Genomic DNA, 24,789 nt, shown 5'->3' with positions numbered 1-24,789 from the left:
AGGGATGTTAACGGGATAGTGATGGAAGAGGATTATGTGGGACTCGAGTGATTCAATACATTGACTGCTAGAATCCTTGATGTAAGAGGATTTCGTGTCCGGTACCAAGAACTTCTTAAGGAGATTTTGAACAATCATTTTAACGTGGACTATATGAAACCTATCATTCAGGAAATGCATGATCAAATAAGACCTTATTTTTCAAAAGATCCATATATCAAGGGGAATATTGTGAAATTTGATAATGAGCCCCAATTCATCCTGGAATTCATTGAGGCCCGTGCAAAGTATATAAGTAGCCGGCTGCATAAATTGGATTAATAATTCCTTTCTTATAGTGAAGGAACAATGATAAATTTACCGGCATGAGTGTTGAAAGAAAAGCATTCATGCTTTTTTACATGCGATTCCATTTGCTTTTCTATACCATTACAGCTATGTTTGATAGAAAGATATAATCTAAAGTAATGAAGGATGGGAATGGATTGACTAATCATAGCCGCAAACCGGCATATATATACACGTTTACATGCAGCCCTGACGAACGCTCATTATCTAAAATGGAGATGCGCTCGTTCTTTGGCTTTGAGACTTCAGGGAATATTTTGAAAAGTGATATAGCAATTGAACCGAGCAGGAGCCCTTTTATAAAAGGGCGGGTCGACGTCATGTTTGAAGGGGGAAGCATATCCGAAATCGTTGAGCAAGTGAAAGGTATTCATTTGCCTGATTCGACATTCAAAGTATTATTCGTAAAAATTAATGATTTGAATAAAGACGCAAAAATAGATTATGATGGACAGCGTGAAATTGAAAGGGAGATAGGCTGGCATATTCAGGGGGATGCCGATGTGCGCAATCCTGATCAGGTCTTTGGAATCGTGACCCTTGGCGGACGTTGGTATTTTGGGAAGTATGTCAAGCCTGAAGCGGTTTGGTTAAAACATATGAAGAAGCCCCGGGAATATTCGACAGCGCTTAGCACAAGAGTGGCAAGGGCCATTGCTAACATAGCCGTTCCACATCCGGATGGAGTGAAGGCAATTGATCCATGCTGCGGAATTGGAACGGTATTGGTAGAAGCCCTATCGATGGGGATCAATATTGATGGCCGGGATATCAACCCGCTTGTTACCGACGGTTCCAGGGAGAATATTGCCAATTTCGGCCTCGAAGGTGATGTAACTACAGGTCCGATTTCGGAGGTCACCAGTAAATATGATGTAGCGATTATCGATATGCCTTACAATTTATATACACATGCGACGCCAGAAGATCAGCTATCGATCCTTAAACATGCCAGAAGCTTTGCTGACAAGGTCGTCGTCGTAACGATCGACACGATGGATCATATGATTGAAGAAGCAGGATTTGAAATTGCTGATCGCTGTGTGGCCAGGAAAGGCGTTTTTTCCAGAGAGGTTGTAGTGTGTGTGTAGGTTCCATCATCAAGAAAAGGCAGAAATCTTTGAATGGATATGGACTTACCCTGTCAAGTTGACAACTAAAAAAGGCTATGCTGCCATCTGACCCCGATATTCAACCGGTGCCGGATGGCGGGCAAGCCCCCTTTAAAATTAAGTTTTAAACTTGACTAAATTCCCGGTGTAGATGAACTTTCAGGAATATTTTCATAGTCTGATGGATTAAGATTATGAACCGATCCATCTGTTACACCATTGATAATACCCATTAGCCCTGTTTCAACCGTTTTTACGAGCTGGCCTTTCTTTTTTTGCCCAAAGTTTTGTGTTTGACCACTAACTTCAAATAGAACCGTCCCACTTCCGTTTAAAGCAAAAGTCCCTAAAGCAGTTCCTGGCAGGTCAATTGATTGATCGTATAGTGAAATATTTGTAAACACTGAATTCCCTTTTGCTTGTAGTGCGTTATACGCAGTAAGTGTCAACTGACGGGAGAAATCATATTTAAAATTATCTGCATACTCTGCATATTTAGCCCCTTCGGGAGTACTTGGGTTAGGAACGAATTTTCCTGATATTGACATGGTCACACGCTCATCAGTTCCTTCGATATATGGGAACCCTTGATGATGAAGATCGATAAAAACATCCACTTTCCCGAATTTCGACTTTAACCCTTTATATGTGTCACGTACCGTTTGCGCTTCAGGTGTAATAAACCAGCCCGGCTTTTCAGATGCCCCCGGGAAGTCTTGAGGCTTCGGTACATAGTTCAGGTTAGGATTAAAGTCACGATTAACATCAAATCCCGGTTTGCTAGCATAGTCGTCGCCTGATCTGGGAGTAGTGTAATAGTTCCAAGTAGGTTTCACATTAGAAAGTTGGGGGAATTTCCCTACAACCTCAGACCATGTCATCTCATTTCCACGACGATCAAGCTCTGAGCCGTCTACGTTCATCATTGGAATAGCAACAATTGTTAGTTCATCAAGCACTTTCTTTACCTCAGGTGAGTTACTTTGACCAAGGTTTTCAAGAATGTTCAATAACGCAACAGTTCCTGTTTTTTCATTTCCATGAATTTCACTTTGAATAAGAACGACTTTGTCACCATGACCGACAGTCACTTTTTGAATGGAACGACCCTGATTTGTTTGTCCAGCGACTTCTACTTTGACTTTCCCTGCACTCACTTGCTCAAGTTGATTTAATTTTTTTACAAGTTCGTCATAATTAAGGAATGCTTCGGTGGAGAGATTCGTTCCACCTGTCGGATTTGATCCTCGTTCAGCTAAGCTGACATTTGGGCCAAGTAATGCTGCGGCTACAACTGTTGAACTTAAAACCTTTAAAAATTTCCTTTTCACATTCATTCCCCTATTCTGAAAATATTTAATATTCAGAAAAGTAATTCTTCACTTTCTCTTCCTTTTCCTGTTCGATTAATTAAAACGCTCAAATAGACCTATGTATTTCAGCTTCAATGTGATTTACTTTTTGGAAATAGTAAAATCCCCTCCAAGTGTGAGTGTATCATCTACGGATTGCCAGTAGCCTTTTACATTTTCCACTTAGTGGGGATAATATCAATTCCCGCGTTTCTTGATGTCATTTAGCTTGATAATGAACTACATTTTCAACGAGTTGTTTCGTGACCTTCCCCTGATATTCCAAATAATCCAAGTGGCCAATGATTTCTGACATGACGAGCGGGAATTCCGCAATATATTTTTGTTTGTAAAACTCCTTTGCCAGTTCATTGCCGGTAGAAATTCCGGATTCTATCAAGCTAAGGATTTTTTGTGATTTTCTCTCTATGCTGTTGAGCCTTTTTTCAATCAAATGACCAGGTTGTTCAATGATGTTTCCATGACCAGGAAAGAGAAGATTCACCTGTAATGCCAAACATCGTTTTAATGAATCGATATGATCTACAAGAGTCAGCATTCTATTACCGTTTTCATCAGGTTCGATCAAGGCATTGCTTGATATATGTTCAATCAATAAATCACCGGCAAGAAGCCGTTTCCCTTCCTGGTCAAGGAAAGCAATTTGATCCGGTGCATGCCCGGGAAATTCGATCACTTCAAAATTCAGCCATTGTTTTTCCGTGATTGCGATGATGTCACCATTCAGTTTTTGATCTTTATTATTATCGACCGCGTTGAATAGGTAAGCCACTTGTTTATCTCCAAGTTCACCACAGCCCATCTCAATGTAAAGCTGCTTATAGAATTCAATTCTCATACTTAAGAAGTCAGGGTCCCTTTTTAAACGGGGGATGGATTTAGAATGGGCATAAACGGGAATCGGATGGAGTTCGGTAATCCGATTGACCAAGCCAACATGGTCTCCATGGTGATGGGTTAATAAAATTCCCGTAATATCTCCAACGGTAAATCCATTTTCGTTTAATGTTTGCTGAAGGGCATTCCAGCAGACGTCATCATTCATGCCTGCATCGACTAATGTTAAAGATTCATCCTGCTTAACTAAATAAAAGTTTATACTTTTTAAAGATAAAGCGCTTGGAGCTATGATTGGATAAATATTAAATGTTGTTTTCGTTTTCATGAACGTCCCATATCCTCCTAAATCGAGATAAACTTCATCTGGAAAATTGTTGTATTACTAATGACAGAATAGATTTAAAGGGTTATTATTCTATGATTAGTTGAATGAATTGAAACTGTCAAGCGGAAGCCTCCTTGTAAACGGGAAAATTAATAGTAGAATGATTGGAAATAGATGGTCTATTTATCTAGTTTATTTTAAAATTGAATAAACAAGCTAGTAATTTAGCCAATATTCTATAATTAATTGTTGAGTGACGAAAACTGAAGGTGAAAAATGGTGCAAGAATGCGTTAATGGAATGAAACGATATAGGAGGTTATGGTTTGAAGCCAAAAATTTATATTACAAGGAAATTGCCGGAACAAATCATCGAAGGTCTTAGTCGGACATATAATGTCAGGATGTGGGATCAAGAGGATATACCGGTCCCTAGAGAGGTCCTTGAAGGAGAAATGAAAGAAGTCGATGGGCTGCTTTGTTTATTGACGGAACAAATCGATGAGTCACTGATTCAACGGGCGCCTAACCTGAAAATCATCGCGAATATGGCAGTGGGCCATAATAATATTGATGTTCGAAGTGCAACAAAACGGGGCATCATGGTCACGAACACACCGGGGGTTTTAACGGAAACGACAGCTGATTTAACCTTCGGCTTGCTGCTTGCAACGGCAAGAAGGATGATGGAGGCAGAAGATTATTTAAGGAGTGGAAAGTGGGAAACATGGTCGCCGATGCAGCTGACCGGACAAGATGTACACGGTGCAACGCTTGGTATAATCGGTTTGGGTAGGATTGGGGAAGCCCTTGCAAAAAGAGCTAAGGGATTTGAAATGAACTTGGTTTATTTTAATCGAAGCCGTAAATATGAACAGGAAAAAGAATTAGGAATCGAATATCAGTCCCTTGAAAAATTGCTCCAAATATCGGATTTCGTTTGTGTCATGCTGCCGCTCACACCGGAAACCACTTATATGATTGGCAAGGAGCAGCTTGAATTAATGAAAGGGACGGCTGTGCTCATTAATACAGCAAGAGGCGGGATTATCGATGAAAAGGCCTTATACCAGGCGCTGGAAAACCGAGAGATTTGGGCGGCTGGATTGGATGTATTCGAAGAAGAGCCAGTCCCTGTGGATCACCCGCTGCTAACATTGCCCAATGTCGTTACACTGCCGCATATTGGGAGTGCCAGCATTGCCACAAGATTGAAGATGGCAGCTCTTGCCGTACAAAACTTGATGGATGGATTATCTGGTGATACTCCGCGTAATTTAGTATTGTTGAATAAATCAAAATGACTCTGAATATGGGATTCGGAATGCCCTCATCCCGAATGACTGGCTAGCCGAGACCCCCAGGCGCTCGCTTTGATGAGGCTTGGGAACGGTCGGCGGAAAGGGAGCGGATTTCAGAAATGCAAACTGGCTTTTCTTCGAGTTTGTCTAGAGTTTGAAATGACTCCAAAATGGGGTCATTTTTTATGGGGAATTGATTGGACCTTTTATAGCCTTACTTTGGATAGTAGCATCCTCAAATATATTTCCTGATTTAAGATTTTTCCTTTTTGGAAGATTTCTGAGTTTTGAACATTACTTAATTGAATTCTCGAGGGAAGAATCCAATTCTAGGGGATGCATACTTATCGTAAATTGTTCGGATCTTTTGTAAAATAAAGAAAGTCGAGTTTTATTAAGGAAAAACAATTAGTTGAAAGGGATAGGGGTAATAATGATTGAAATGAAGGAAACGATATCATCAGGCAACGAAATGACTAAATCCAAAAGGCTGTTGATGGCTCTTATGCTGGGGTCTTTTGCAGCGATTGGGCCACTGTCACTTGATATGTATTTACCGGGTCTTCCCACACTGGCGGAGGATCTGAAAAGCAGTACGTCTTTAGCGCAGCTGAGCTTGACGGCCTGTTTGTTAGGATTGGCTTTAGGCCAAATTTATTTAGGGCCGCTAAGTGATGCAAAAGGAAGACGGACACCGTTAATCATATCTTTATCCATTTATTGCATATCCTCTCTGTTATGCGCCTTTGCTCCAACCATTGAATTGCTTTTATTATTACGTTTTATCCAAGGTATTGCTGGAGCGGGGGGCATTGTCATTTCAAGGGCGATAGTTCGCGATCTTTTTTCAGGATCGGATTTGACCAAGTTCTTCTCCATGTTAATGCTGGTGAATGGGGCGGCTCCGATATTGGCTCCGGTTTTTGGCGGTCAGCTTTTGCATTTCACGTCTTGGCGGGGAGTCTTCGTTGTCATTTCAGTATTAAGTATCATTATGGTTGCAGCTGCATTTTTTGGGATAAAGGAAACTTTAACGTTTAATCTCAGAAGTGCAGGTGGGGTAAAAGATACTATCAGGACATTTGGGAACTTATTGAGAGATCGTGTGTTTATGGGCTATGCTTTTTCACAAGGATTCATAAGTGCCGCCATGTTCGCTTATATTTCCGGATCGCCTTTTGTTCTCCAGAACATTTATGGCGTTTCTCCACAGACCTTCAGTTTGATTTTTGCAATAAACGGAATTGGGATCATCATCGCTTCACAAGTTGCCGGGAAGCTTGCCGGGAAGGTTAAAGAGGAAAAACTGCTTCAAATGGGATTATGTCTAGCATTGTTTGGAGGAATATTACTACTTGCCTCAGTCCTTCTCGAAATTGGGTTGGCAGGAATCTTGGTCGCTTTATTCCTCTCCGTCTCCAGCGTCGGTATTGTCGGTACGACGAGTTTTTCTTTAGCGATGCAAAATCAGAAAAAAACAGCAGGCAGTGCTTCGGCTTTAATTGGCCTGCTTCCTTTTATATTAGGATCACTAATGGCTCCCTTGGTGGGACTAGGCTCAGGTGAGTCACCCTTGCCTATGGGAATTGTGATGGTAAGCTGTCATGTCATCGCCATGTTCGCTTATTTAATCCTTGCCCGTCGTGGGTTAAGGCGAGTTTAATTAGGAAAAGCTGAAATCCTTGATGTGGATTTCAGCTTTTTCCTTTAGGGGCGTAAGTATGAATCATAATAGCGATTCTGCTCCATCGATATAAACTTCCGTGCCCGTAATATGGGAAGACATGTCCGATGCTAGAAACAATATGAGATCACCAGCTTGTTCGGTACTCCCCGCTTTTTTCGCCAGGGGCTGAGAGCCTTGCGGATATTCAATGGGAATCCTGATTTTTTTTAAGCTTTCATCTTCCGGGAATGTGTTATCGTGAATGTTCGTATCGATGGAGCCGGGACAAATGGTATTTACCCTGATTTTATATCTTGCCAATTCGAGTGCAGCCATTTTCCCAAAAGCGACTTGACCAGCTTTGGATGAACTATAAGCGGAAAAACCAAAATTCTTGAAATATCGGTTTCCATTGATGGAGCTGTTGATTACGATGCTGCCACCCGTTTCCTTCATGTAGGGAATGGCGTATTTAATGGTGAGAAAGGTGCCTTTGAGGTTGATGGCATGTGTCTGATCCCAATCTTCTGGCTTTATATCTTCTATAGGGGCAATCACTCCGTTAATGCCTGCGTTTGCAAATACAAAATCAATTTTCCCAAACTGTTCATGGGCCTTCTTGTAGGAATGTTCAACTTGCTCAGCCTTGGAAACATCCGTTTTAATGACTAATGCCTTTCGACCAAGGTTTTCCACTTCGTCCTTCACTTTTTCCGCATTTTCGACTGTACGGTCAAAAAAGATGATGTTCGCGCCGTTTTCAGCTAGTTTCAGTGCGGCACCCCGGCCAATTCCCGACCCTCCACCGGTAATGATGGCAACTTTGTTTTTCATTAATTCTGTCATAAACTTCACACGCTCCTTTTCATTTTGCTTTCCCGTTAGGGAGTATGTAGAAACATCATGGCAGTGGCATTATAGAAAAATTATAAACGAACATTACCTAAAAAATCCAATTTAAACAGTTGCGAGTGTTCATTATACTTTGTTTTTCAGTGAAATGTCTGTATATTGAGGACATATTCAAGTTAGCTTGAAAGGGGATAGGAATTTGATAAGATTTGGGGTAATAGGTACAAATTGGATCACGGAACGATTTTTGGAGGCTGCAAAGCATGTAGAGGATTTATCGTTAACCGCCGTGTACTCACGTACAGAAGAGAAAGCCAAGGAATTTGCCAATAAATACGGAGTACATACGACTTTTACGAATTTAGAAGCAATGGCCGCCAGCAATGAAATCGACGCTGTATACATAGCAAGCCCTAATTCTCATCATTGCAGGCAAGCCGTGTTGTTTTTACAAAATAAAAAACATGTATTATGTGAAAAACCAATGGCTTCAAATGCTGCAGAAGTAAGGAAAATGATTGAGGCTGCAAAACAAAATGATGTGCTATTGATGGAAGCGATGAAATCGACCATCATGCCGAATTTCGAAAGCATAAAGGGGAATCTGGATAAAATCGGGAAAGTACGGCGTTTCTCGGGAAGCTTTTGCCAATATTCATCTCGATATGATTCGTATAAACAAGGCACTGTGCTGAATGCATTCAATCCTGAATTCTCCAGTGGCTCTTTAATGGATCTTGGTATTTACGTACTCTATCCGCTTGTTGTTCTGTTCGGTAAACCAAATAAGGTACATGCATCAGGAACGATGCTTGAATCAGGAGTCGACGGGCAGGGTACAATCCTGCTTTCCTATGATGAGATGGAGGCAGTCGTCATGTTCTCCAAGATTACTGAATCCAATTTGCCTTCGGAAATTCAAGGTGAACATGGAAGCATCATCATTCAGAAAATATCAGGACCGCAAGCGGTGGATATTAAGTATCGGGATGGAACAAATGAAAATATTTCGGTAAAACAGGATATGCCTACCATGTATTATGAAGCGAAAGAGTTTGTTGAATTGATACAGCAGAGGAAAATGGAGTCCGATATAAATTCGTATGCGAATTCACTATTGACTATGGAAATCATGGATGAAGCAAGAAAGCAAATCGGAATCGTCTTTCCTTCAGACCGCTTATAAGCATATGAGTGGACATGGCCAATAAGGAAGGGGAAAAATGGATGTTACTGATAACCCGTAATTGGGTAGAATTTAATACAGGGATTATTTTATTGTTGGGGGAATGGACATGAAATGCAAAATTAATCGTAATGCAGCTAAGGTCTTACAAAAAATGCTGAACACTGAAGAAGCGAAAGGGAAAATGATTCGTGTATATATCACCCATATGCATGGCGATCATGCCCATTATGACATGAAACTAGATACACCGGCAGAACATGATGAAATCGTCAAAACAGATAAAGATATCGATATTTTACTGGATTCACGTGAAGAATTTCTGGATGGTGTCTGGATAAAATATTTTTATGTACCTGAAGAAGGCTTTGAAATCACGAACCCTTCTAAAGAACCGCACGGACATCATCACCACTAAGAGTAAAGGGGGAGGATTGCATGAATCAAAAATACGAAAAGATCTTTCAACCATATAAATTTCCATCAGGGGTAGAAGTGAAAAATCGTATCATGATGGCTCCTATGACCACTTATTCTTCGGATGATCAAGGCTTTGTAACCGATGATGAACTGGCCTATTACGCTGAGCGCTCGGCTGGTGTAGGAGCGGTGGTCACGGCATGTGCCTATGTATCTGCTGGAGGAAAGGGATTCCCAGGCCAGCTTAGTGCAGATGACGATTCCTTTATCCCATCCTTGAGAAAACTAGCCGAAACGATCCAGTCCAACGGGTCAAAAGCGATTCTGCAAATATATCATGGAGGCCGGCAAAGTCCGCCGGATTTATTGCCTGATAACCAACCTGTTTCTGCAAGTGGCATTGCTTCAAACGATGAAGCACCTGTACCGCGGGAAATGAGTGAAGACGAAATACAAGAGGTTATTAAGGCATTTAGCGAAGCAACAAGAAGGGCCATCGAAGCAGGATTTGATGGTGTGGAAATCCATGGTGCCAATACGTACTTGCTTCAACAATTCTTCTCGCCACACTCGAACCGTCGTACGGATAACTGGGGCGGGACACTGGGACAACGATTGATTTTCCCGCTTACCATTGTGAATGAAGTCGAGAAAACGGTTGCTGGGCATGCGAGAAAGCCGTTTATCATCGGCTACCGCCTTTCTCCTGAAGAAGGCAGCAACCCTGGAATCACTTTAGATGATACGATCCAACTCGTTGACAGACTAGCCAATCAAAACCTGGATTATCTACATATATCGGTAGGTCACTTCTGGAATGGCTCATTCCGTGAGAGTGATAGGACAAAGTCACGCATCGTTAAAATTTACGATAAAGTAGGTAATCGTATCCCTGTGGTCGGTGTAGGATCACTGCATACACCTGATGAAGTAGCAGAAGCTATGGAAACGGGTGTCCCTTTTATCGCCCTTGGGCGTGAGCTTCTCATGGAACCGCATTGGATTGAAAAAATCAGGTCTGGAAAAGAAGCGGAAATACGGACTACCCTCTCCAAAAAAGATCAGGATGAACTGGTCATTCCAGATCCGCTTTGGGAAAAGTTGATTGGGATAAAAGGTTGGCTCCCGGTTGTGGAGTGATTGTTAATGTCTTGAATAATATGTTACCCGTCCTCCAAAGGAGGACGGGTTTTGTATGTGTACATATGAAACTAACAACAGATGTAAGTCATTGGTCCTTTGCCAAAAGTGAGATTGATTCTGGATTTATTCATTCTTCATAGTGGATACTATCTTTTATGCAAAGTTTATGTAGGCAAATATGAATGAAAGTAATATAATCATATTAATATTTGTACCTATAAATAAAATGTATTATCATCAATTTCATAAGTTGGTATGAAAACGGAGGGGTTGTAATGAAATTTCCACACGATTTTTTATTCGGAGCAGCTTCTGCTTCTTTTCAAATAGAAGGAGCATGGGATGAAGATGGAAAAGGTATAACGAATTGGGATGTCTTTTCAAAGATTCCAGGGAAAACATTTGAAGGTACAAACGGGGATGTAGCGATAGGCCATTATCATCGTTACAAAGAGGATATTAAATTAATGGCAGAAATGGGACTTGAATCGTACCGGTTTTCCATTTCATGGGCACGTATTTTGCCGACAGGTGACGGGGAAGTAAACGAAAAAGGCGTGGAATTTTATAATAATGTCATTGATGAATGCTTAAAATATGGGATTGTTCCATTTGTTACGCTGTATCATTGGGATTTGCCTTTGACGCTTGAACAAGATGGGGGATGGACGAATAAGCGAACAGCTGAAGCATTCATCAAGTATGCGGAAATTTGCTTTCGCGCTTTCGGAGACCGCATCAAACATTGGATCACGTTTAATGAAACGGTTATGTTTTGCGGTCTGGGCTATTTAAAAGGAGCGCACCCGCCTGGAATCCAAAACGATGAAAATAAATACTTTCAAGCGACACATTATGTTTTTTATGCACATGCAAAAGCGGTAGAGGTATACAAGTCACTGAATCATTACGGTGAAATTGGGATTACCCATGTTTTCCTGCCTGCTTACAGTATAAATGACAAACATGAGAATGTATTGGCTGCTCGGCATGCCAATGAATATGAAACTTTTTGGTATTATGACCCTATTTTAAAAGGTGAATATCCAGCTTATGTGGTTGAGCAATTAAAGGAAAAAGGCTGGACTCCAAGTTGGACCGAAGAAGAATTGGATACGCTAAAAAGAAATGCGGGGAAAAATGATTTTATTGGACTCAATTATTACCAGCCCATTCGAGTGGAAAAAAATCGGGAAGCTGTTTCAAACATGGAGCATTCAAGAGAAACATCTACTCTAGCTCCAGGGAACCCGTCTTTTGATGGCTTTTATCGGACCATAAAAATGGATGATAAAACATATACAAAATGGGGCTGGGAAATCTCACCTCAAGGATTTTTAGATGGGCTGCATATGTTAAAAGAACGTTATGGTGAAATTAAAATGTATGTTACAGAGAACGGACTTGGTGATGAGGATCCGATTATCGATGGTGAAATAGTGGATGTTCCCCGTATTAAATATATTGAGGAACACTTAAAAGTGATTAAACGTGCAATCAAAGAAGGCATCCATTTAAAAGGATATTACGCATGGTCTGTCATTGATCTATTAAGTTGGTTAAACGGGTATAAGAAGCAATACGGATTTATTTACGTGGATCATCATGATCAGTTAAACCGGAAAAAGAAGCTGTCGTTTCATTGGTATAAGCATATTATCGAGACGAGAGGAGAAGAGCTGTAAACTAAAAAGAAAACTTCTTGATTTTAATCAAAAGGTTTTTGTGTATATATAGAGCCTGAGACGAAAAACAAAATTAGGTTTATAGGGCATGTTTTGAGCAATCTTTCTCAAAACATGCTTTTTCTATTGTAATCAAGGTTTCCGGCATGGGGAATTAGTCCAAAGTTCAAACCTCCTGATTCGTAGTCTGAATCTCCAGCTTCAAATTAACCAGACTGGAAGTATGGTCCCGGATTGTAATGGAAATGTAAAAAGACAAAAAAATTGTAAACAAATGTTAATATTACTAACAATGTACAGTTTAACGTTTTACTGTATAATGTTGAAGCGTGGTCGAGACCATGTCAAATAACTTAACAAAGGAGATTACATATGACGATTATTTCTTAGTTTTGAAAAGTCCCCCGCATGGTTTGTCCCGTTGAAACAACCTACAATAGTTAGATTCATTTCAATCAAGTAATTTCCTCAAGAATGAAAGAATGTCATTTTTCCTGATGATGGTAGATTCATATTTAAAAAAACGACTAAGGATGTGAGTTTGAAAAGGATGATAAAAGATTCTAGATTTCAAGGGTATAATATGAAGGGTTTTCAAAAGGACGTAACGGCAGGATTGGTTGTAGGTGTTGTAGCCATTCCTTTAGGATTGGCTTTTGCAATTGCTTCAGGCGTCGAACCAATATATGGGTTATATACGACAATCATCGCTGGAATCCTCATATCGATTTTGGGTGGCTCCAAGTATCAAATTGGAGGACCAACCGGGGCGTTTGTTCCTTTATTATTTGGAATCGTCATGCAATATGGGTATGAAAGTCTGCTTATTGCCGGGTTTTTAGCGGGGATGATATTGGTCTTGATGGGTCTTCTTAAGTTGGGCAATTTGATGAAGTTCATTCCCCGTCCAGTCATTATTGGATTTACAACAGGAATTGCGATAATAATCTTTTCAGGGCAAATTGCCAACTTCTTTGGCATGAAAGTGGAAAAACATGAAGCGTTCATGGATAACATGAAGGAACTGGTGATTAAAGCAGACACGATCAATATATATAGTGTGTTTGTTGCGATTATATGTTTTGTCGTCATACTGCTGGCACCTAGACTCCTGCCCCGAGTGCCGGGACCGCTTCTGGGCCTGCTGCTATCAACAATGGCAGCCTACTTTTTATTTCCCGATAAGGTGGCCACGATTGGTTCCACGTATGGAGCGATTCCGAAAGGTTTTCCGGAATTCCAAGTGCCGGAGCTTTCAGTGGAAGTCATTATCACACTCCTTCCCGTTGCGTTTACAATTGCTTTGTTGGGCGGTGTCGAGTCATTGTTATCCGCTACCGTGGCCGATAACATGGGGGGAACCAAGCATGATAGCAATAAGGAATTGGTTGGGCAAGGAATTGCGAACATCGCAACCCCATTCTTCGGCGGGATACCTGCAACAGGTGCTATTGCCAGGACAGCTACCAATATTAAAAGCGGGGCAGTCTCCCCGATGTCCGGAGTCATTCACGGTATTGTCGTTTTACTGGTTTTGCTGGTGCTTTCTCCATATGCAGCACATATACCTTTGGCTAGCATGGCTCCCATATTGATGTTTGTTGCCTGGAATATGAGTGAAAGAAAGGAATTCGCTCATGTATTGAAAACGAAGACGACAGATTCTGCGGTTTTGCTGGTCACCTTCCTCGTAACTGTCTTCACTGATTTAATCATGGGAGTGGGAATCGGCTTATTGATTGCATTCATCACCTTCATTGCAAAAATGAGCCACACGTTAAAGGTTAGGGAAAGAAGTCATGAGATTACTGAGATTGTTCCAATTGATAATTCGGAGTCAAAAATCAATGTGTATAACTTGGAAGGCCCTCTCTTCTTTGGTTCGATAGACGTCCTGGAGTCATCGATATTGGAGAACTTGGATAATAAGACGAAAGTGTTGGTATTAAGCATGCGCCGGGTAACATATATGGACACTTCAGCAGAGGCTGCGCTATTGGCGATTGTTAATCGCATCGGTAAATATAAGGGGAAATTAATCATTTCCGGAATCCAGCAGCAACCAAAGGAATTGTTACTCAGTACAGGTTTGTATCATAAGATAGAAAAACAGCACTTTTTTAAATCGAAAGAAGAGGCCCTGTATTTTGCCAAGAAGCAGTTGAAGGGCAATTCGGATAAAGTAGTCTAATAGATTCATCCTCGAAGTCACCTTTTAGGATAGTTATGTTATAGTATCGTTAACAGTAGATTTTAAAAGAAGGTGACTATCTGGGTGAATGTATATCGGATTGGCCAGCTTGCTGAACTTGCGAATGTTTCGCGAAGAACCATTGACTATTACACACAATTAGGAATGCTGAACTATGAAAAAACTGGGTCAAGATATCGATATTACACAGAAGATGCTTTAAATCGTCTTCAAATGATTAATCGGTATAAGGAACAGAATATGCCGTTGACTGAAATCAAGGAACGGTTACAAGTCTTGTCTGAAACCACAGTTGAGTCCGAGCAAGTCCTCTTGATGGTGGACAAGATATCTACAGATCTTAAAGGACTGGAGAATGAATTGCTTGAATTAAAGCCGTTACTGGAACAGCTCGATGAACAGCAATTAACATATGCTGCACAACAGCTTTCCGTTCGGGGCAGCTCTTTATTGAGCATCATTGCCATGCTCACTTAAGCTAATTGCCGAGTTCAACAAAAAAGACCTGATTGGGTCTTTTTTTGTTGAACTGGTGATTTGAAAGTCTATATCCAAACTCATAACCTGAGCTTTATACGATAGCGGTACTTATTTTTGCTTAACTGACTCTATAAATCTTTTTTCGATAAAGATGAAGGATATAAGGGAATGGAAAAAGAAGAACTTAAATATCTACTACTATATGATGAGGTGAAAGGGAATGATTGGATCAATAGTTACGACGGTAAAAGGACATCTTCAAGGTACTATGGAAAACGATATATGCGTTTGGCGTGGAGTCAGGTATGCTAAAGCGCCGGTCGAGGCACTGCGTTTCCGCTCACCGGAGCCAGTTGATAAGTGGAGCGGTGTCATCGATGCAGTGGATTTTGGTACCATTCCCCCGCAGCCGATGGATCGGGCGGTAAGAACAGGAATGGCCGGAAATGAAAAAATGGATGAAGATTGTTTGTTCCTGAATATTTGGTCACCTAGAGCTGATGATAAAAAACGCCCGGTCATGGTCTGGATTCCTGGAGGAGCATATATAACGGGAGCTGGATCCCTTGATATGTACAATGGACATTTACTGGCTAAAAATGGAGATGTAGTCGTAGTAAGCATTAACTATAGGCTGGGGGCACTGGGGTATCTGGACTTTACCGAGTTGGCAGGTGATAGGGAAATATTTGAAACCAATTTAGGTTTACGTGATCAAGTTGCGTCTCTTAAATGGGTTAAAGATAATATAGAAGCGTTTGGCGGCGACCCTGATAATGTTACGATATTTGGTGAATCAGCTGGAGGCAATGCGGTTACCACTTTACTTACTGTTCCATCAGCGAGAGGTCTTTTTAAACAGGCCATTGCAGAAAGTCCCGCTCCAACATCTGTTTACGGAAAAGGATTTGCGCGCCAATTCAGTGAACGGTTCCTTGAGATATTGGGCATTGGAAAGAATGAAATCCATCGGTTAAAAACACTTCCAGTTCAACAGATTGTCGCGGCCTCCTACCAACTCTTGCGGGAAAACTCACAAGCCATGCCGGGCTCACTATCCTTTGGACCTGTCGTAGATGGTGCCTTCCTGCCCGATTATCCACTAGATTCGATTCGATCCGGAAAAGCAAAGGGAATACCCTTGCTTATAGGAACAAATAGGGACGAAGCGACATTATTCGAACAGATGGATCCCCCTTTGATCCCGACTAATGCGGCAATGATTCATAAAATGTTCGAAAATACAGACCCTGAGGCGAAAGAGCGAATTACGAATGCTTATATAAACTACCCAGAAAAGAAAGCTGTGCTTGGCATTGGCCGTGATGCGACCTTCCATATTCCCTCGGTTTGGTATGCGGAGGCATACAGCCGCTTTGAAAAAAAAACTTGGATGTACCGTTTTGATTATAAAACGGCGGCAATGTGCATAAGTAAATTAGGGGCGACGCATGGTATGGAAATCCCTTTTGCCTTCCAGACTTTCGACTCGGCATTTGGGAAACGGATCACTTCATTTGGTTCAAGGTCAGCTGCCCTAAAGGTTTCCCACAGAATGCAGGGCCATTGGGTTAACTTTGCGAAACATGGAAACCCAAATCCCCCGGAAGGTGAAATTTGGCCGAAATATGATGAAACCAACCACTACACCATGATTTTTGATAAAAAGGATTATATTGAAAAAGACCCTGACAGGATGATAAGGTTGGCATGGGAAGGGGTGGGGATTTACAAGTGAAAAATAGTGGATGGGAAGAAAGCGGGGAGAACTTGGATATCAACAATTATGTCAACGAAAGATTATGCGGGAATTTTGGATCAGGAAGATCCATTAGTTTCTTACAGAGAAGGGTTCTATTTGAATCCATGGATGAGTTGTCATTGGAAGATTGGAAAAGGTATGGAATAGACGGCTGGGTCCTAGCCCGGCAGATTATATGAAAACTATGAAAACAAAAGGGGAATCATTGCCTGGAATGGGAGCAACATATGGAGAAAAATAAATTGCATCGTGAATTATCATCGAGTCAAATCACAATGATTGCCATGGGGTGTGCAATTGGCACCGGATTATTTTTGGGGAGCGGTCTTGCGATTTCTACGGCAGGTCCAAGTGTACTTATCAGCTATGCAATTGGTGCATTCATTGTCCTTCTGCTGATGGGCTGTTTGGCGGAAATGACTGTAGCCCACCCAACATCGGGATCCTTTGGGACCATTGCTGAAAAATATATAAGTCCATTTGCGGGTTTTGTTGTGAGATATTCATATTGGATAGCTAATGTCCTTGCCATCGGTGTCGAGGTGAGTGCCATCGCTGTTTATATGAAATATTGGTTCCCGGATGTACCTGGGAGCGTTTGGATTTTCCTTTTTGCTGCACTGCTAATCTATGTAAATGCGACGAGTGTCAATACATTCGGGAATTTTGAGTATGTATTTTCCATGATCAAAATCAGCGCCATTGTCATATTCATACTACTGGGCGCCTACGTGGTGTTTGGCGCCGAACCGTCAAGCGGGATCGGTGTAGAGAACTATGCCAATGATGGCGGTTTTATGCCTTTCGGTTTTTGGGGGCTCTGGGTCGCCATATTCATTTCTCTCTTCAGCTTTTTAGGAACTGAGTTGATTGCGGTGACGGCGGGGGAAGCGAAGGATCCGGATATTGCCGTCCCTAAAGCTTTGAAGGCAACTGTCTTCAGGCTTGCCACTTTTTATGTACTGACAATCGGGATCATGTTAATGATTGTACCTTGGCAATCGGCCGGTATTGATAAAAGCCCATTTGTTAGGGTAATGGAAATCCTGAATGTTCCCGGTGCATCGGGGATCATGAATTTCATTATTTTAACCGCTGCAATATCTGCAATGAACAGTCAATTATATGCCTCCACCAGAATGATATTTTCATTATCCGAGCAGAAGCAGGCTCCAGCCTTATTTCAAAAAGTGAGCAATAAAGGAGTCCCGGTAAGAGCCCTCCTCATATCCACTTTGGGCATATTTCTTGCTGCAGGAGTAAAGGTCCTGCTTCCTGATACTTCATATGCATTCATGATGGGCATATCGATGTTCGGAGCCATTTTTACCTGGTTCATGGTGTTCATTTCCCACTTATTTTTCAGGAAGAGGTGGGAGAAATCGGGGGGACGCAAATTACCGGTTAAAATGTATGGATTTCCATATCTAACTCTACTTGGTGCATTTCTTTTGTTTGCTTTGACGGTATCCACCTGGTTCACTGGCCCGTTTAAAATTGTACTCCAGTTCGGTGTACCATGGCTGATCTTTCTTTGCATTGTTTATGTATTGATGTCGAAAATCAAAAGAATGTAAAGGGAAAGAGGGATAGTATGGATAAGGGTCCAAGAGATGAACACCGTTCGGAAGAAAGTATGGTAACTGATTTTGAAAAAGATATGTCCTATGGGGACTACCTGCATTTAAATCAAATATTATCAAGTCAGCATCGGCTTTCCGGTCATCACGATGAAATGTTGTTCATCATCATTCACCAAACAAGTGAATTATGGATGAAATTGATCCTCCATGAATTGACTGCAGCAACAGCCCTTATTGAGGCAGGATGTTTGGAGCCTTCCTTTAAGATGCTATCCCGAGTGGCCAGGATCCAACAGCAACTTGTTCAATCCTGGAATGTACTTTCGACCTTGACGCCATCCGATTATATGGAATTCCGGGAGAAACTAGGAAACTCTTCAGGGTTCCAATCATATCAGAACAGGTTGATAGAATTTGCAATGGGTCAAAAGAATTCGCAAATATTGGCTGTTTTCCGTCACAAGCCCGAGCTTTATGAGTCGATGATGGCAGCCTTGAATAAACCTAGTATTTATGATGCGGCTATAGGGGCTTTGGCTGCAAGAGGGCTTCCCATTGATCAATCGGTCCGCAACAGGGATTGGTCTGTAATTTATCAGGGAAATGCAAGTGTTGAAAACGCGTGGCTGACAGTTTACCGTGATGTGCATAAATATTGGGATTTGTATGAATTGGCCGAAAAGCTTGTTGATATTGGAAGTCAACAACAGTTCTGGAGATTCAATCATATGAGCACCGTCGAACGGATCATCGGTAATAAAAAGGGAACTGGCGGATCGTCCGGTGTAAGTTATCTGAAGAAAGTGGTCGAACAGCCATTTTTTCCTGAGCTTTGGACATTAAGGACCAAACTGTAAGCTTGGACTTGCGGGAGAAATACATGAATCAATGGTTAGATATTTTAAAGCGCCTGAATGAAAATACGCTATATTGACCAGGAGATACGCAATATTCATATCGGCTGAATTCATCAATGGCTGAAGGGTCAACTGTCAATGTAGGGTAAATCCGGATGAGTACCCATTAGGAACTCAAATGGATGCCCCCTTTCATTTTGATGGAAATGGAAAGAAATCCTGTATATTGGCACTGCTACTGTGGTAGATGCAGCTGAAGCATTGGCATGAAAGATTTTGAAGGCATAGAGGGGGCCGGCAGTTGCTGACAAGAGGTCAATGGAAGGGTTGGTCCTTGACGGACTGGAGCCTGGACTGTACGACTTGGCCGCATTGCCGGTTGCATGAGGGGAAGCGAGTCCGGTCAGGGCCGCTGTGAAAAGGAAAGGCAGATGGGGAGAGATAAGGATGGGCAAAATTGGAGTTTATGGATCTTCCTTCGATCCGGTCACGAATGTGCATTTATGGACAGCATCGACCATTTCGCATCGTGCAAAGCTAGACAAGGTGATTTTTTTACCTTGCGCAAATGGCCGTATCGATAAACAGATGAAAACGAGCAATGAACACCGTTGGGAAATGCTGAATTTGGCAATAGGGGGCAACCCGCTGTTCGAAGTTAGTGATTATGAAATCAATGAACGCGCCGGAACGAGTAAACAATATACTTGGTACACGATGGAATATTTTAAAGCACGATTTCCAAATGACGAAGTTTATTTCATAATGGGTGCAGATTTACTTGAAGATATTGATAATCAAGAGTTACCGGTACACTTACGATGGAAATTCAGGGAAAAATTAATTGCCAATCATAAATTCATCGTCATGGCACGGAATGGGATCGATATGTTGAAAATTATATCCAAAAGTCCATTGCTAAGAAATTATGATGATGGCAATACATTTCACCTTATAGATAAAGGTCTTTCCATGGAAATCAGTTCTACATATATAAGGGATGAATTCGCGATGGGCGGGGAGCCAAGATATTTACTGCCTGATCAGTGTTATCAGTATATCGTGGACAATAAGCTGTATCAAAAAGCATCAAATTCATAAGTGTTGGCCAGGTATTAAAGGGCTCGATCTCCCCGTTGGATCGAGCCCTTTTCGTTTGAGAAGTTTGTATTAAAATAAAAGTACATGTTTATTTGTAAAACGCAGTTGACAACTTGGTATACTTTGTTTTATGTTAATATAAATAAATTCAGAATATTTGCTGATCAGAGAACTGAAGGCATACTATCTCCAAAAATAAAAAGGGAAGTAGTGTGCTTTTTTTGTTGCAAAAAACAGGGGGGATTCCATGAAAAAATTTATGGTATTATTGACAAGTTTGATTTTAGCCTTCGGTGTACTTGCAGGATGCAACTCGGAAAAAACGGAAGGGGACGGGTCATCAAGGTCAGTCGAGCTACTGAATGTGTCATATGATCCGACACGGGAACTGTACCAGGAATTCAATGAAGCGTTCGTGAAGCACTGGAAAGAAGAATCCGGTCAGGATGTAACGATTCAACAATCACATGGCGGATCTGGTAAACAGGGCAGGGCCGTTATTGATGGATTGGAGGCGGATGTCGTTACATTGGCATTGGCCTATGATATTGATGCCATTTATGAAGCGAGTAACCTATTAGCAAAGGATTGGCAAAAACGTTTACCGGAAAACTCGACACCATACACATCAACGATTGTGTTTTTGGTGAAAAAAGATAACCCTAAAGGCATTAAAGATTGGGATGATCTTATTAAAAAGGATGTATCCGTCATTACACCAAATCCAAAGACAAGCGGAGGGGCAAGGTGGAATTACCTGGCTGCCTGGGCTTATGCGGAGAAGAATTTCGATAAGGACGAAACAAAAGTGAAGGATTTCATGAAAAAGCTTTATCAGAACGTTGAAGTCCTGGATTCAGGGGCCCGCGGTGCAACCACGACTTTTGTAGAAAGGGGTATTGGTGACGTACTTATCGCTTGGGAGAATGAAGCCTATTTAACACTGGAAGAATTCGGTGATGACAAATATGAAATCGTCAATCCTTCCATCAGTATATTAGCAGAGCCACCGGTAGCTGTTGTCGATGAAGTGGTCGAGAAAAAAGGAACAAAGGAAGTGGCTGAAGCTTACCTGGAATACCTATATACGGATGTCGGTCAGGAAATTGCCGCGAAAAACTTCTATCGTCCAAGGGATGAGAAGGTTCTGGCTGAATACGAAGCCCAATTTGCAAAAATCGATATGGTGACTGTTGAAGATACGTTTGGCGGCTGGAAAAAGGCCCAAGAAACACATTTTAATGATGGCGGTACATTTGACGAGATTTATCAACAGTAATAAGCATGAAGGAGAAGATGGCTTTATCCCTTCTCCTTCATAAATCGGAAAAAGAGCTGAGGCGAAGCTATGAATATAGTGACAGAAGGTAAACAGACGAAAAAGAGGACCATACCCGGTTTTGGATTGACGATGGGTTTTACGTTACTCTATCTTTCCATCATCGTTTTGATTCCGTTATCCATGGTTTTTCTAAACACATTTTCAATGGGGCTTCAGGACTTTTGGGCGACCATAACTGAGCCGAGGGTTGTTGCTTCTTATAAATTGAGTTTCCTGACAGCGTTAACTGCGGCCTTTGTGAACGCAGTTTTTGGTGTGTTAATTGCCTGGGTGCTTACTCGTTATGAGTTTCCCGGCAAACGGATCATCGATGGACTGGTGGATTTGCCTTTTGCCCTCCCGACTGCCGTGGCAGGAATTACTTTGACCACCCTGTACTCACCGAACGGATGGATTGGGCAATTTTTCGGCTTTAAAATCGCTTTCACTCCTGCCGGAATCATCATCGCCCTAATATTTATCGGCCTTCCATTCGTGGTGCGGATGGTTCAACCGGTGCTTGAAAATATCGAAAAAGGGATGGAAGAAGCGTCTGCTTCTTTAGGGGCAAATCGAATGCAGACATTCACTAAAATCATCTTCCCGGAATTGATTCCAGCGATATTGACTGGTTTTGCACTTTCGTTTGCGAGAGCACTTGGAGAGTATGGGTCCGTAGTCTTCATTGCCGGAAATATGCCGTTTAAAACGGAGATTTCCCCGCTGATCATCATGACAAAGCTTGAACAATATGATTATGAAGGGGCAACAGCTATTGCGGCCGTCATGCTCATGATTACATTTATAATTTTGTTCACCATCAATATCTTGCAATGGTGGACCGGCAAAAGGTATTCAGGGAAGTAGGAGGAAATATGATGGAACATGGTAATTCAGTGGTTGCTGAAACGAAGCACCCAGTCAGCATTACGAGAAACGCAACAAAAGAGCCTAAATCGATACAATGGGTCCTTATTTCAATTGTATTGCTATTTTTGACTTTGTTTTTAGTTGTCCCATTAATCGCAATCTTTGTAAAGGCTTTTGAAAAAGGTGCAGAAGCCTATTTTGCGGCCATTGCCCATCCTGATTCCTTGGCTGCGATTAAGTTAACATTGATCGTTGTCCTCATCACCTTGCCACTTAATGCCATATTCGGGATTGTGGCTGCGTGGACCATAACAAAATATGATTTCAAGGGAAAAAACTTCTTAATAACACTGATAGATTTGCCTTTTTCCGTTTCACCCGTCATTGCTGGGTTGATTTTTGTTCTTCTGTTTGGCTTACATGGAACATTTGGTCCGCTGTTGCAATCCTTTGACATTAAAGTGATATTTTCAGTACCGGGGATTGTCATCGCTTCCATTTTCATCACCTTCCCATTCATTGCACGCGAATTGATCCCGCTCATGCAAAGTCAGGGGACGTCTGAAGAAGAGGCTTCACTCACGCTGGGTGCTGGAGGGTTTAAGACATTTTGGTATGTGACGCTTCCCAATATAAAATGGGGACTTCTATATGGAGTCATCCTTTGCAATGCAAGGACAATCGGAGAGTTTGGGGCTGTATCGGTCGTATCGGGCCATATACGGGGCATGACCAATACGATGCCGCTTCATATTGAAATCTTATACAATGAATATCAATTTTCGGCTGCATTTGCCGTTGCATCCCTGATGTCCATCTTTGCAATCATGACCTTGATCATTAAAGGTTTCATAGAATGGAAAACCGACTTTAAATCAACCAAAGCGAGTTAGGAGGAATGAAATGAGTATCATCATTGATAATGTTACAAAATATTACGGGTCCTATCAAGCACTCCAAAACATCAATTTGGAAATAAAGAGCGGTGAACTCGTAGCCCTCCTTGGACCTTCCGGATCGGGGAAAACGTCATTACTGCGTATCATCGCCGGTCTTGAACAAGCAGAGAACGGAAGGATCCTCTTCAATGAAGAGAATTATACGCATAAACATGTAAAAGATCGAAATGTGGGATTCGTCTTTCAGCATTACGCCCTTTTTCGAAATATGACGATTTTTGATAACATTGCCTATGGATTAAAGGTCCGCCCTAGAAAAATAAGGCCAAGTAAAAAAGATATTGAACAAAAAGTCACTGAATTGCTTCAGCTTGTAAAGTTGGAAGGATATAAAGATCGTTATCCATCCCAATTATCTGGCGGCCAGCGGCAGCGTGTCGCATTGGCAAGGGCACTTGCGGTTGAGCCGAATATCCTTTTGCTTGATGAACCATTCGGGGCATTGGATGCCAAGGTTCGCAAAGAACTTAGGCGTTGGCTAAGAAGACTTCACGACGAATTCAATGTTACGAGTGTGTTCGTGACGCATGATCAAGAAGAGGCGATGGATGTTGCCGATCGGGTGGTAATCATGAATGAAGGGAAAATTGAACAGATTGGAACTCCGGAAGAAGTATATGATCACCCTGAAAATCCTTTTGTTTATGATTTCCTCGGCAGTGTCAATCTATTAAAGGGCAACGTCCATAAAGGAAAATTGGTAACTGGGAATGTGGAAATGAATGCCCCGGACATTGAAGATGGAATGGGCACTGGTTATGTAAGGAATCATAACTTTATCATAGAAAGAGAACCATCGGAAAAGGACTCGATCGCATCCATCATTGACCATATCCATACGATTGGCCCCATCGTCCGGATAGAAGTCATTCGTCAGGATACAAACGAACCGCTGGAAATCGAACTGACGAAAGAACAATATTTGAATCTGGGAATAAGCAAAGGGGAAAGGGTATATGTCCGTCCAAAAGAATTGAGAGTTTTTGTCGACTTTATGGCTGGGATTTAAGAATGGGTCGAATATTGACGGGAAAACCGCTAAGAGCGGTTTTTTTTAGTTTTTTTAAGGATGCTGACAGGAGGGACTTCCCGTAAAGGTAAATAAGCTGCAAACTGTTATAAAAGGGCTTCCTTGCAATCGGAAATGGAGAGTTTTTACCCGTCAATAGTCTATGGTCACATAGTGCCATAGACTAGATAAAAAGTCTTGCATCAAAATAAGAAGAGTGTTATGTAAGATATTGGATGTTATATCACGAGAAAAAGTCGAATTTTAATGTTTAATGTTAAAATTGAAATATAATTGTAATATTGTTATTACGCATTTGACAAAATCTGATGATATACTACGACTTAGATGAAAACATAGTAGAGTTTAAGAAATGTTTTAATAT

Annotated in this window: 22 protein-coding genes; 19 read left to right on the top strand and 3 right to left on the bottom strand. The window is 41.5% G+C overall.

The window, feature by feature from the left end; genetic code table 11:
• Positions 1-60 precede the first annotated feature (60 nt).
• Both ACFVSH_RS12525 and ACFVSH_RS12520 read left to right on the top strand, forming a co-directional pair.
• Positions 61-321 (top strand): CotH kinase family protein, encoded by a 261-nt coding sequence (locus ACFVSH_RS12525; RefSeq protein ID WP_387706148.1) that lies wholly within the window; start codon positions 61-63, stop codon positions 319-321.
• A gap of 146 nt (positions 322-467) precedes the next feature.
• Positions 468-1,439: a TRM11 family SAM-dependent methyltransferase gene (locus ACFVSH_RS12520; protein ID WP_387706146.1), complete on the top strand. Its 972-nt coding sequence runs from the start codon at positions 468-470 to the stop codon at positions 1,437-1,439.
• Between the two features lie 155 nt (positions 1,440-1,594).
• Here the strand turns inward: ACFVSH_RS12520 and ACFVSH_RS12515 are convergent, their stop codons facing one another.
• The gene (locus ACFVSH_RS12515) at positions 1,595-2,791 is read right to left on the bottom strand and encodes a M14 family zinc carboxypeptidase (RefSeq protein ID WP_387706144.1); all 1,197 of its coding nucleotides are present in this window, start codon (positions 2,789-2,791) and stop codon (positions 1,595-1,597) included.
• Positions 2,792-3,032: 241 nt separating this feature from the next.
• Positions 3,033-3,998 (bottom strand): MBL fold metallo-hydrolase, encoded by a 966-nt coding sequence (locus ACFVSH_RS12510; RefSeq protein ID WP_387596128.1) that lies wholly within the window; start codon positions 3,996-3,998, stop codon positions 3,033-3,035.
• Between the two features lie 325 nt (positions 3,999-4,323).
• Here ACFVSH_RS12510 and ACFVSH_RS12505 point away from each other — a divergent pair, with 325 nt between their 5' ends.
• Positions 4,324-5,301, top strand: a complete 978-nt coding sequence (locus ACFVSH_RS12505; RefSeq protein WP_387596125.1) for a 2-hydroxyacid dehydrogenase — start codon at positions 4,324-4,326, stop codon at positions 5,299-5,301.
• Between the two features lie 439 nt (positions 5,302-5,740).
• Positions 5,741-6,961: a multidrug effflux MFS transporter gene (locus tag ACFVSH_RS12500; RefSeq protein ID WP_387597144.1), complete on the top strand. Its 1,221-nt coding sequence runs from the start codon at positions 5,741-5,743 to the stop codon at positions 6,959-6,961.
• Positions 6,962-7,024: 63 nt separating this feature from the next.
• Here ACFVSH_RS12500 and ACFVSH_RS12495 read toward each other — a convergent pair whose 3' ends face one another.
• Positions 7,025-7,810: an SDR family oxidoreductase gene (locus tag ACFVSH_RS12495; protein WP_387706142.1), complete on the bottom strand. Its 786-nt coding sequence runs from the start codon at positions 7,808-7,810 to the stop codon at positions 7,025-7,027.
• Positions 7,811-8,015: 205 nt separating this feature from the next.
• Between ACFVSH_RS12495 and ACFVSH_RS12490 the strand changes: the two genes are divergently transcribed.
• The 15 genes from ACFVSH_RS12490 (at position 8,016) to ACFVSH_RS12420 (ending at position 24,404) form a co-directional block, all read left to right on the top strand.
• Positions 8,016-9,002 carry a Gfo/Idh/MocA family protein gene (locus ACFVSH_RS12490; protein ID WP_387706140.1) on the top strand — a complete coding sequence of 329 codons (987 nt, stop codon included), beginning with the start codon at positions 8,016-8,018 and terminating at the stop codon, positions 9,000-9,002.
• A 109-nt stretch (positions 9,003-9,111) separates the two neighbouring features.
• Complete coding sequence (locus ACFVSH_RS12485; protein ID WP_387596116.1) at positions 9,112-9,420, top strand: iron-sulfur cluster assembly accessory protein; 309 nt, start codon at positions 9,112-9,114, stop codon at positions 9,418-9,420.
• 20 nt (positions 9,421-9,440) lie between these two features.
• Positions 9,441-10,562 (top strand): NADH-dependent flavin oxidoreductase, encoded by a 1,122-nt coding sequence (locus ACFVSH_RS12480; RefSeq protein ID WP_387596114.1) that lies wholly within the window; start codon positions 9,441-9,443, stop codon positions 10,560-10,562.
• Positions 10,563-10,840: 278 nt separating this feature from the next.
• Positions 10,841-12,250, top strand: coding sequence for a glycoside hydrolase family 1 protein (locus ACFVSH_RS12475; protein ID WP_387706138.1), 1,410 nt, complete (start codon positions 10,841-10,843; stop codon positions 12,248-12,250).
• Between the two features lie 550 nt (positions 12,251-12,800).
• On the top strand, positions 12,801-14,441 hold the full coding sequence (locus ACFVSH_RS12470; protein ID WP_387597142.1) for a SulP family inorganic anion transporter: 1,641 nt from the start codon (positions 12,801-12,803) through the stop codon (positions 14,439-14,441).
• An 84-nt stretch (positions 14,442-14,525) separates the two neighbouring features.
• A complete protein-coding gene (locus tag ACFVSH_RS12465) occupies positions 14,526-14,939 on the top strand; it encodes a MerR family transcriptional regulator (protein WP_192203773.1) in 414 nt (137 codons plus the stop codon).
• 223 nt (positions 14,940-15,162) lie between these two features.
• Positions 15,163-16,680: a carboxylesterase/lipase family protein gene (locus ACFVSH_RS12460; RefSeq protein ID WP_387706136.1), complete on the top strand. Its 1,518-nt coding sequence runs from the start codon at positions 15,163-15,165 to the stop codon at positions 16,678-16,680.
• Positions 16,677-16,883, top strand: a complete 207-nt coding sequence (locus ACFVSH_RS12455) for a hypothetical protein (RefSeq protein WP_387706134.1) — start codon at positions 16,677-16,679, stop codon at positions 16,881-16,883. The genes ACFVSH_RS12460 and ACFVSH_RS12455 overlap by 4 nt, the downstream gene beginning before the upstream one ends.
• A gap of 48 nt (positions 16,884-16,931) precedes the next feature.
• The gene (locus ACFVSH_RS12450; protein WP_387706132.1) at positions 16,932-18,281 is read left to right on the top strand and encodes an amino acid permease; all 1,350 of its coding nucleotides are present in this window, start codon (positions 16,932-16,934) and stop codon (positions 18,279-18,281) included.
• Between the two features lie 17 nt (positions 18,282-18,298).
• Positions 18,299-19,144 (top strand): tryptophan 2,3-dioxygenase, encoded by an 846-nt coding sequence (gene kynA, locus ACFVSH_RS12445; RefSeq protein ID WP_387596100.1) that lies wholly within the window; start codon positions 18,299-18,301, stop codon positions 19,142-19,144.
• A 447-nt stretch (positions 19,145-19,591) separates the two neighbouring features.
• Positions 19,592-20,245: a nicotinate (nicotinamide) nucleotide adenylyltransferase gene (gene nadD, locus ACFVSH_RS12440; protein ID WP_387706130.1), complete on the top strand. Its 654-nt coding sequence runs from the start codon at positions 19,592-19,594 to the stop codon at positions 20,243-20,245.
• Between the two features lie 247 nt (positions 20,246-20,492).
• Complete coding sequence (locus ACFVSH_RS12435) at positions 20,493-21,524, top strand: sulfate ABC transporter substrate-binding protein (RefSeq protein ID WP_387706128.1); 1,032 nt, start codon at positions 20,493-20,495, stop codon at positions 21,522-21,524.
• A 69-nt stretch (positions 21,525-21,593) separates the two neighbouring features.
• Positions 21,594-22,433, top strand: a complete 840-nt coding sequence (cysT, locus tag ACFVSH_RS12430) for a sulfate ABC transporter permease subunit CysT (RefSeq protein WP_387596088.1) — start codon at positions 21,594-21,596, stop codon at positions 22,431-22,433.
• An 11-nt stretch (positions 22,434-22,444) separates the two neighbouring features.
• Positions 22,445-23,329: a sulfate ABC transporter permease subunit CysW gene (gene cysW / locus ACFVSH_RS12425; RefSeq protein ID WP_387706126.1), complete on the top strand. Its 885-nt coding sequence runs from the start codon at positions 22,445-22,447 to the stop codon at positions 23,327-23,329.
• A 10-nt stretch (positions 23,330-23,339) separates the two neighbouring features.
• Entirely contained in the window at positions 23,340-24,404 is a 1,065-nt protein-coding gene (locus ACFVSH_RS12420; protein WP_387596085.1) for a sulfate/molybdate ABC transporter ATP-binding protein, read from the top strand.
• Positions 24,405-24,789 lie beyond the last annotated feature (385 nt).

It is taken from the genome of Peribacillus sp. NPDC058002, assembly GCF_042886655.1.
Classification (GTDB): Bacteria; Bacillota; Bacilli; order Bacillales; family DSM-1321; genus Peribacillus; species Peribacillus aracenensis.
The sequence above is the reverse complement of the archived record's forward strand: the minus strand, read 5'-3'. Positions and strand labels throughout refer to the sequence as shown.

Coding starts and splice junctions, on each gene's coding strand:
- ACFVSH_RS12485 (WP_387596116.1), top strand. CDS start 9,112: ATGAAATGCAAAATTAATCGTAATGCAGCTAAGGTCTTACAAAAAATG.
- ACFVSH_RS12450 (WP_387706132.1), top strand. CDS start 16,932: ATGGAGAAAAATAAATTGCATCGTGAATTATCATCGAGTCAAATCACA.
- ACFVSH_RS12470 (WP_387597142.1), top strand. CDS start 12,801: ATGATAAAAGATTCTAGATTTCAAGGGTATAATATGAAGGGTTTTCAA.
- ACFVSH_RS12480 (WP_387596114.1), top strand. CDS start 9,441: ATGAATCAAAAATACGAAAAGATCTTTCAACCATATAAATTTCCATCA.
- ACFVSH_RS12475 (WP_387706138.1), top strand. CDS start 10,841: ATGAAATTTCCACACGATTTTTTATTCGGAGCAGCTTCTGCTTCTTTT.
- kynA (WP_387596100.1), top strand. CDS start 18,299: ATGGATAAGGGTCCAAGAGATGAACACCGTTCGGAAGAAAGTATGGTA.
- ACFVSH_RS12510 (WP_387596128.1), bottom strand. CDS start 3,998: ATGAAAACGAAAACAACATTTAATATTTATCCAATCATAGCTCCAAGC.
- cysW (WP_387706126.1), top strand. CDS start 22,445: ATGGAACATGGTAATTCAGTGGTTGCTGAAACGAAGCACCCAGTCAGC.
- nadD (WP_387706130.1), top strand. CDS start 19,592: ATGGGCAAAATTGGAGTTTATGGATCTTCCTTCGATCCGGTCACGAAT.
- ACFVSH_RS12500 (WP_387597144.1), top strand. CDS start 5,741: ATGAAGGAAACGATATCATCAGGCAACGAAATGACTAAATCCAAAAGG.
- ACFVSH_RS12495 (WP_387706142.1), bottom strand. CDS start 7,810: ATGACAGAATTAATGAAAAACAAAGTTGCCATCATTACCGGTGGAGGG.
- ACFVSH_RS12420 (WP_387596085.1), top strand. CDS start 23,340: ATGAGTATCATCATTGATAATGTTACAAAATATTACGGGTCCTATCAA.
- ACFVSH_RS12435 (WP_387706128.1), top strand. CDS start 20,493: ATGAAAAAATTTATGGTATTATTGACAAGTTTGATTTTAGCCTTCGGT.
- ACFVSH_RS12520 (WP_387706146.1), top strand. CDS start 468: ATGAAGGATGGGAATGGATTGACTAATCATAGCCGCAAACCGGCATAT.
- cysT (WP_387596088.1), top strand. CDS start 21,594: ATGAATATAGTGACAGAAGGTAAACAGACGAAAAAGAGGACCATACCC.
- ACFVSH_RS12460 (WP_387706136.1), top strand. CDS start 15,163: ATGATTGGATCAATAGTTACGACGGTAAAAGGACATCTTCAAGGTACT.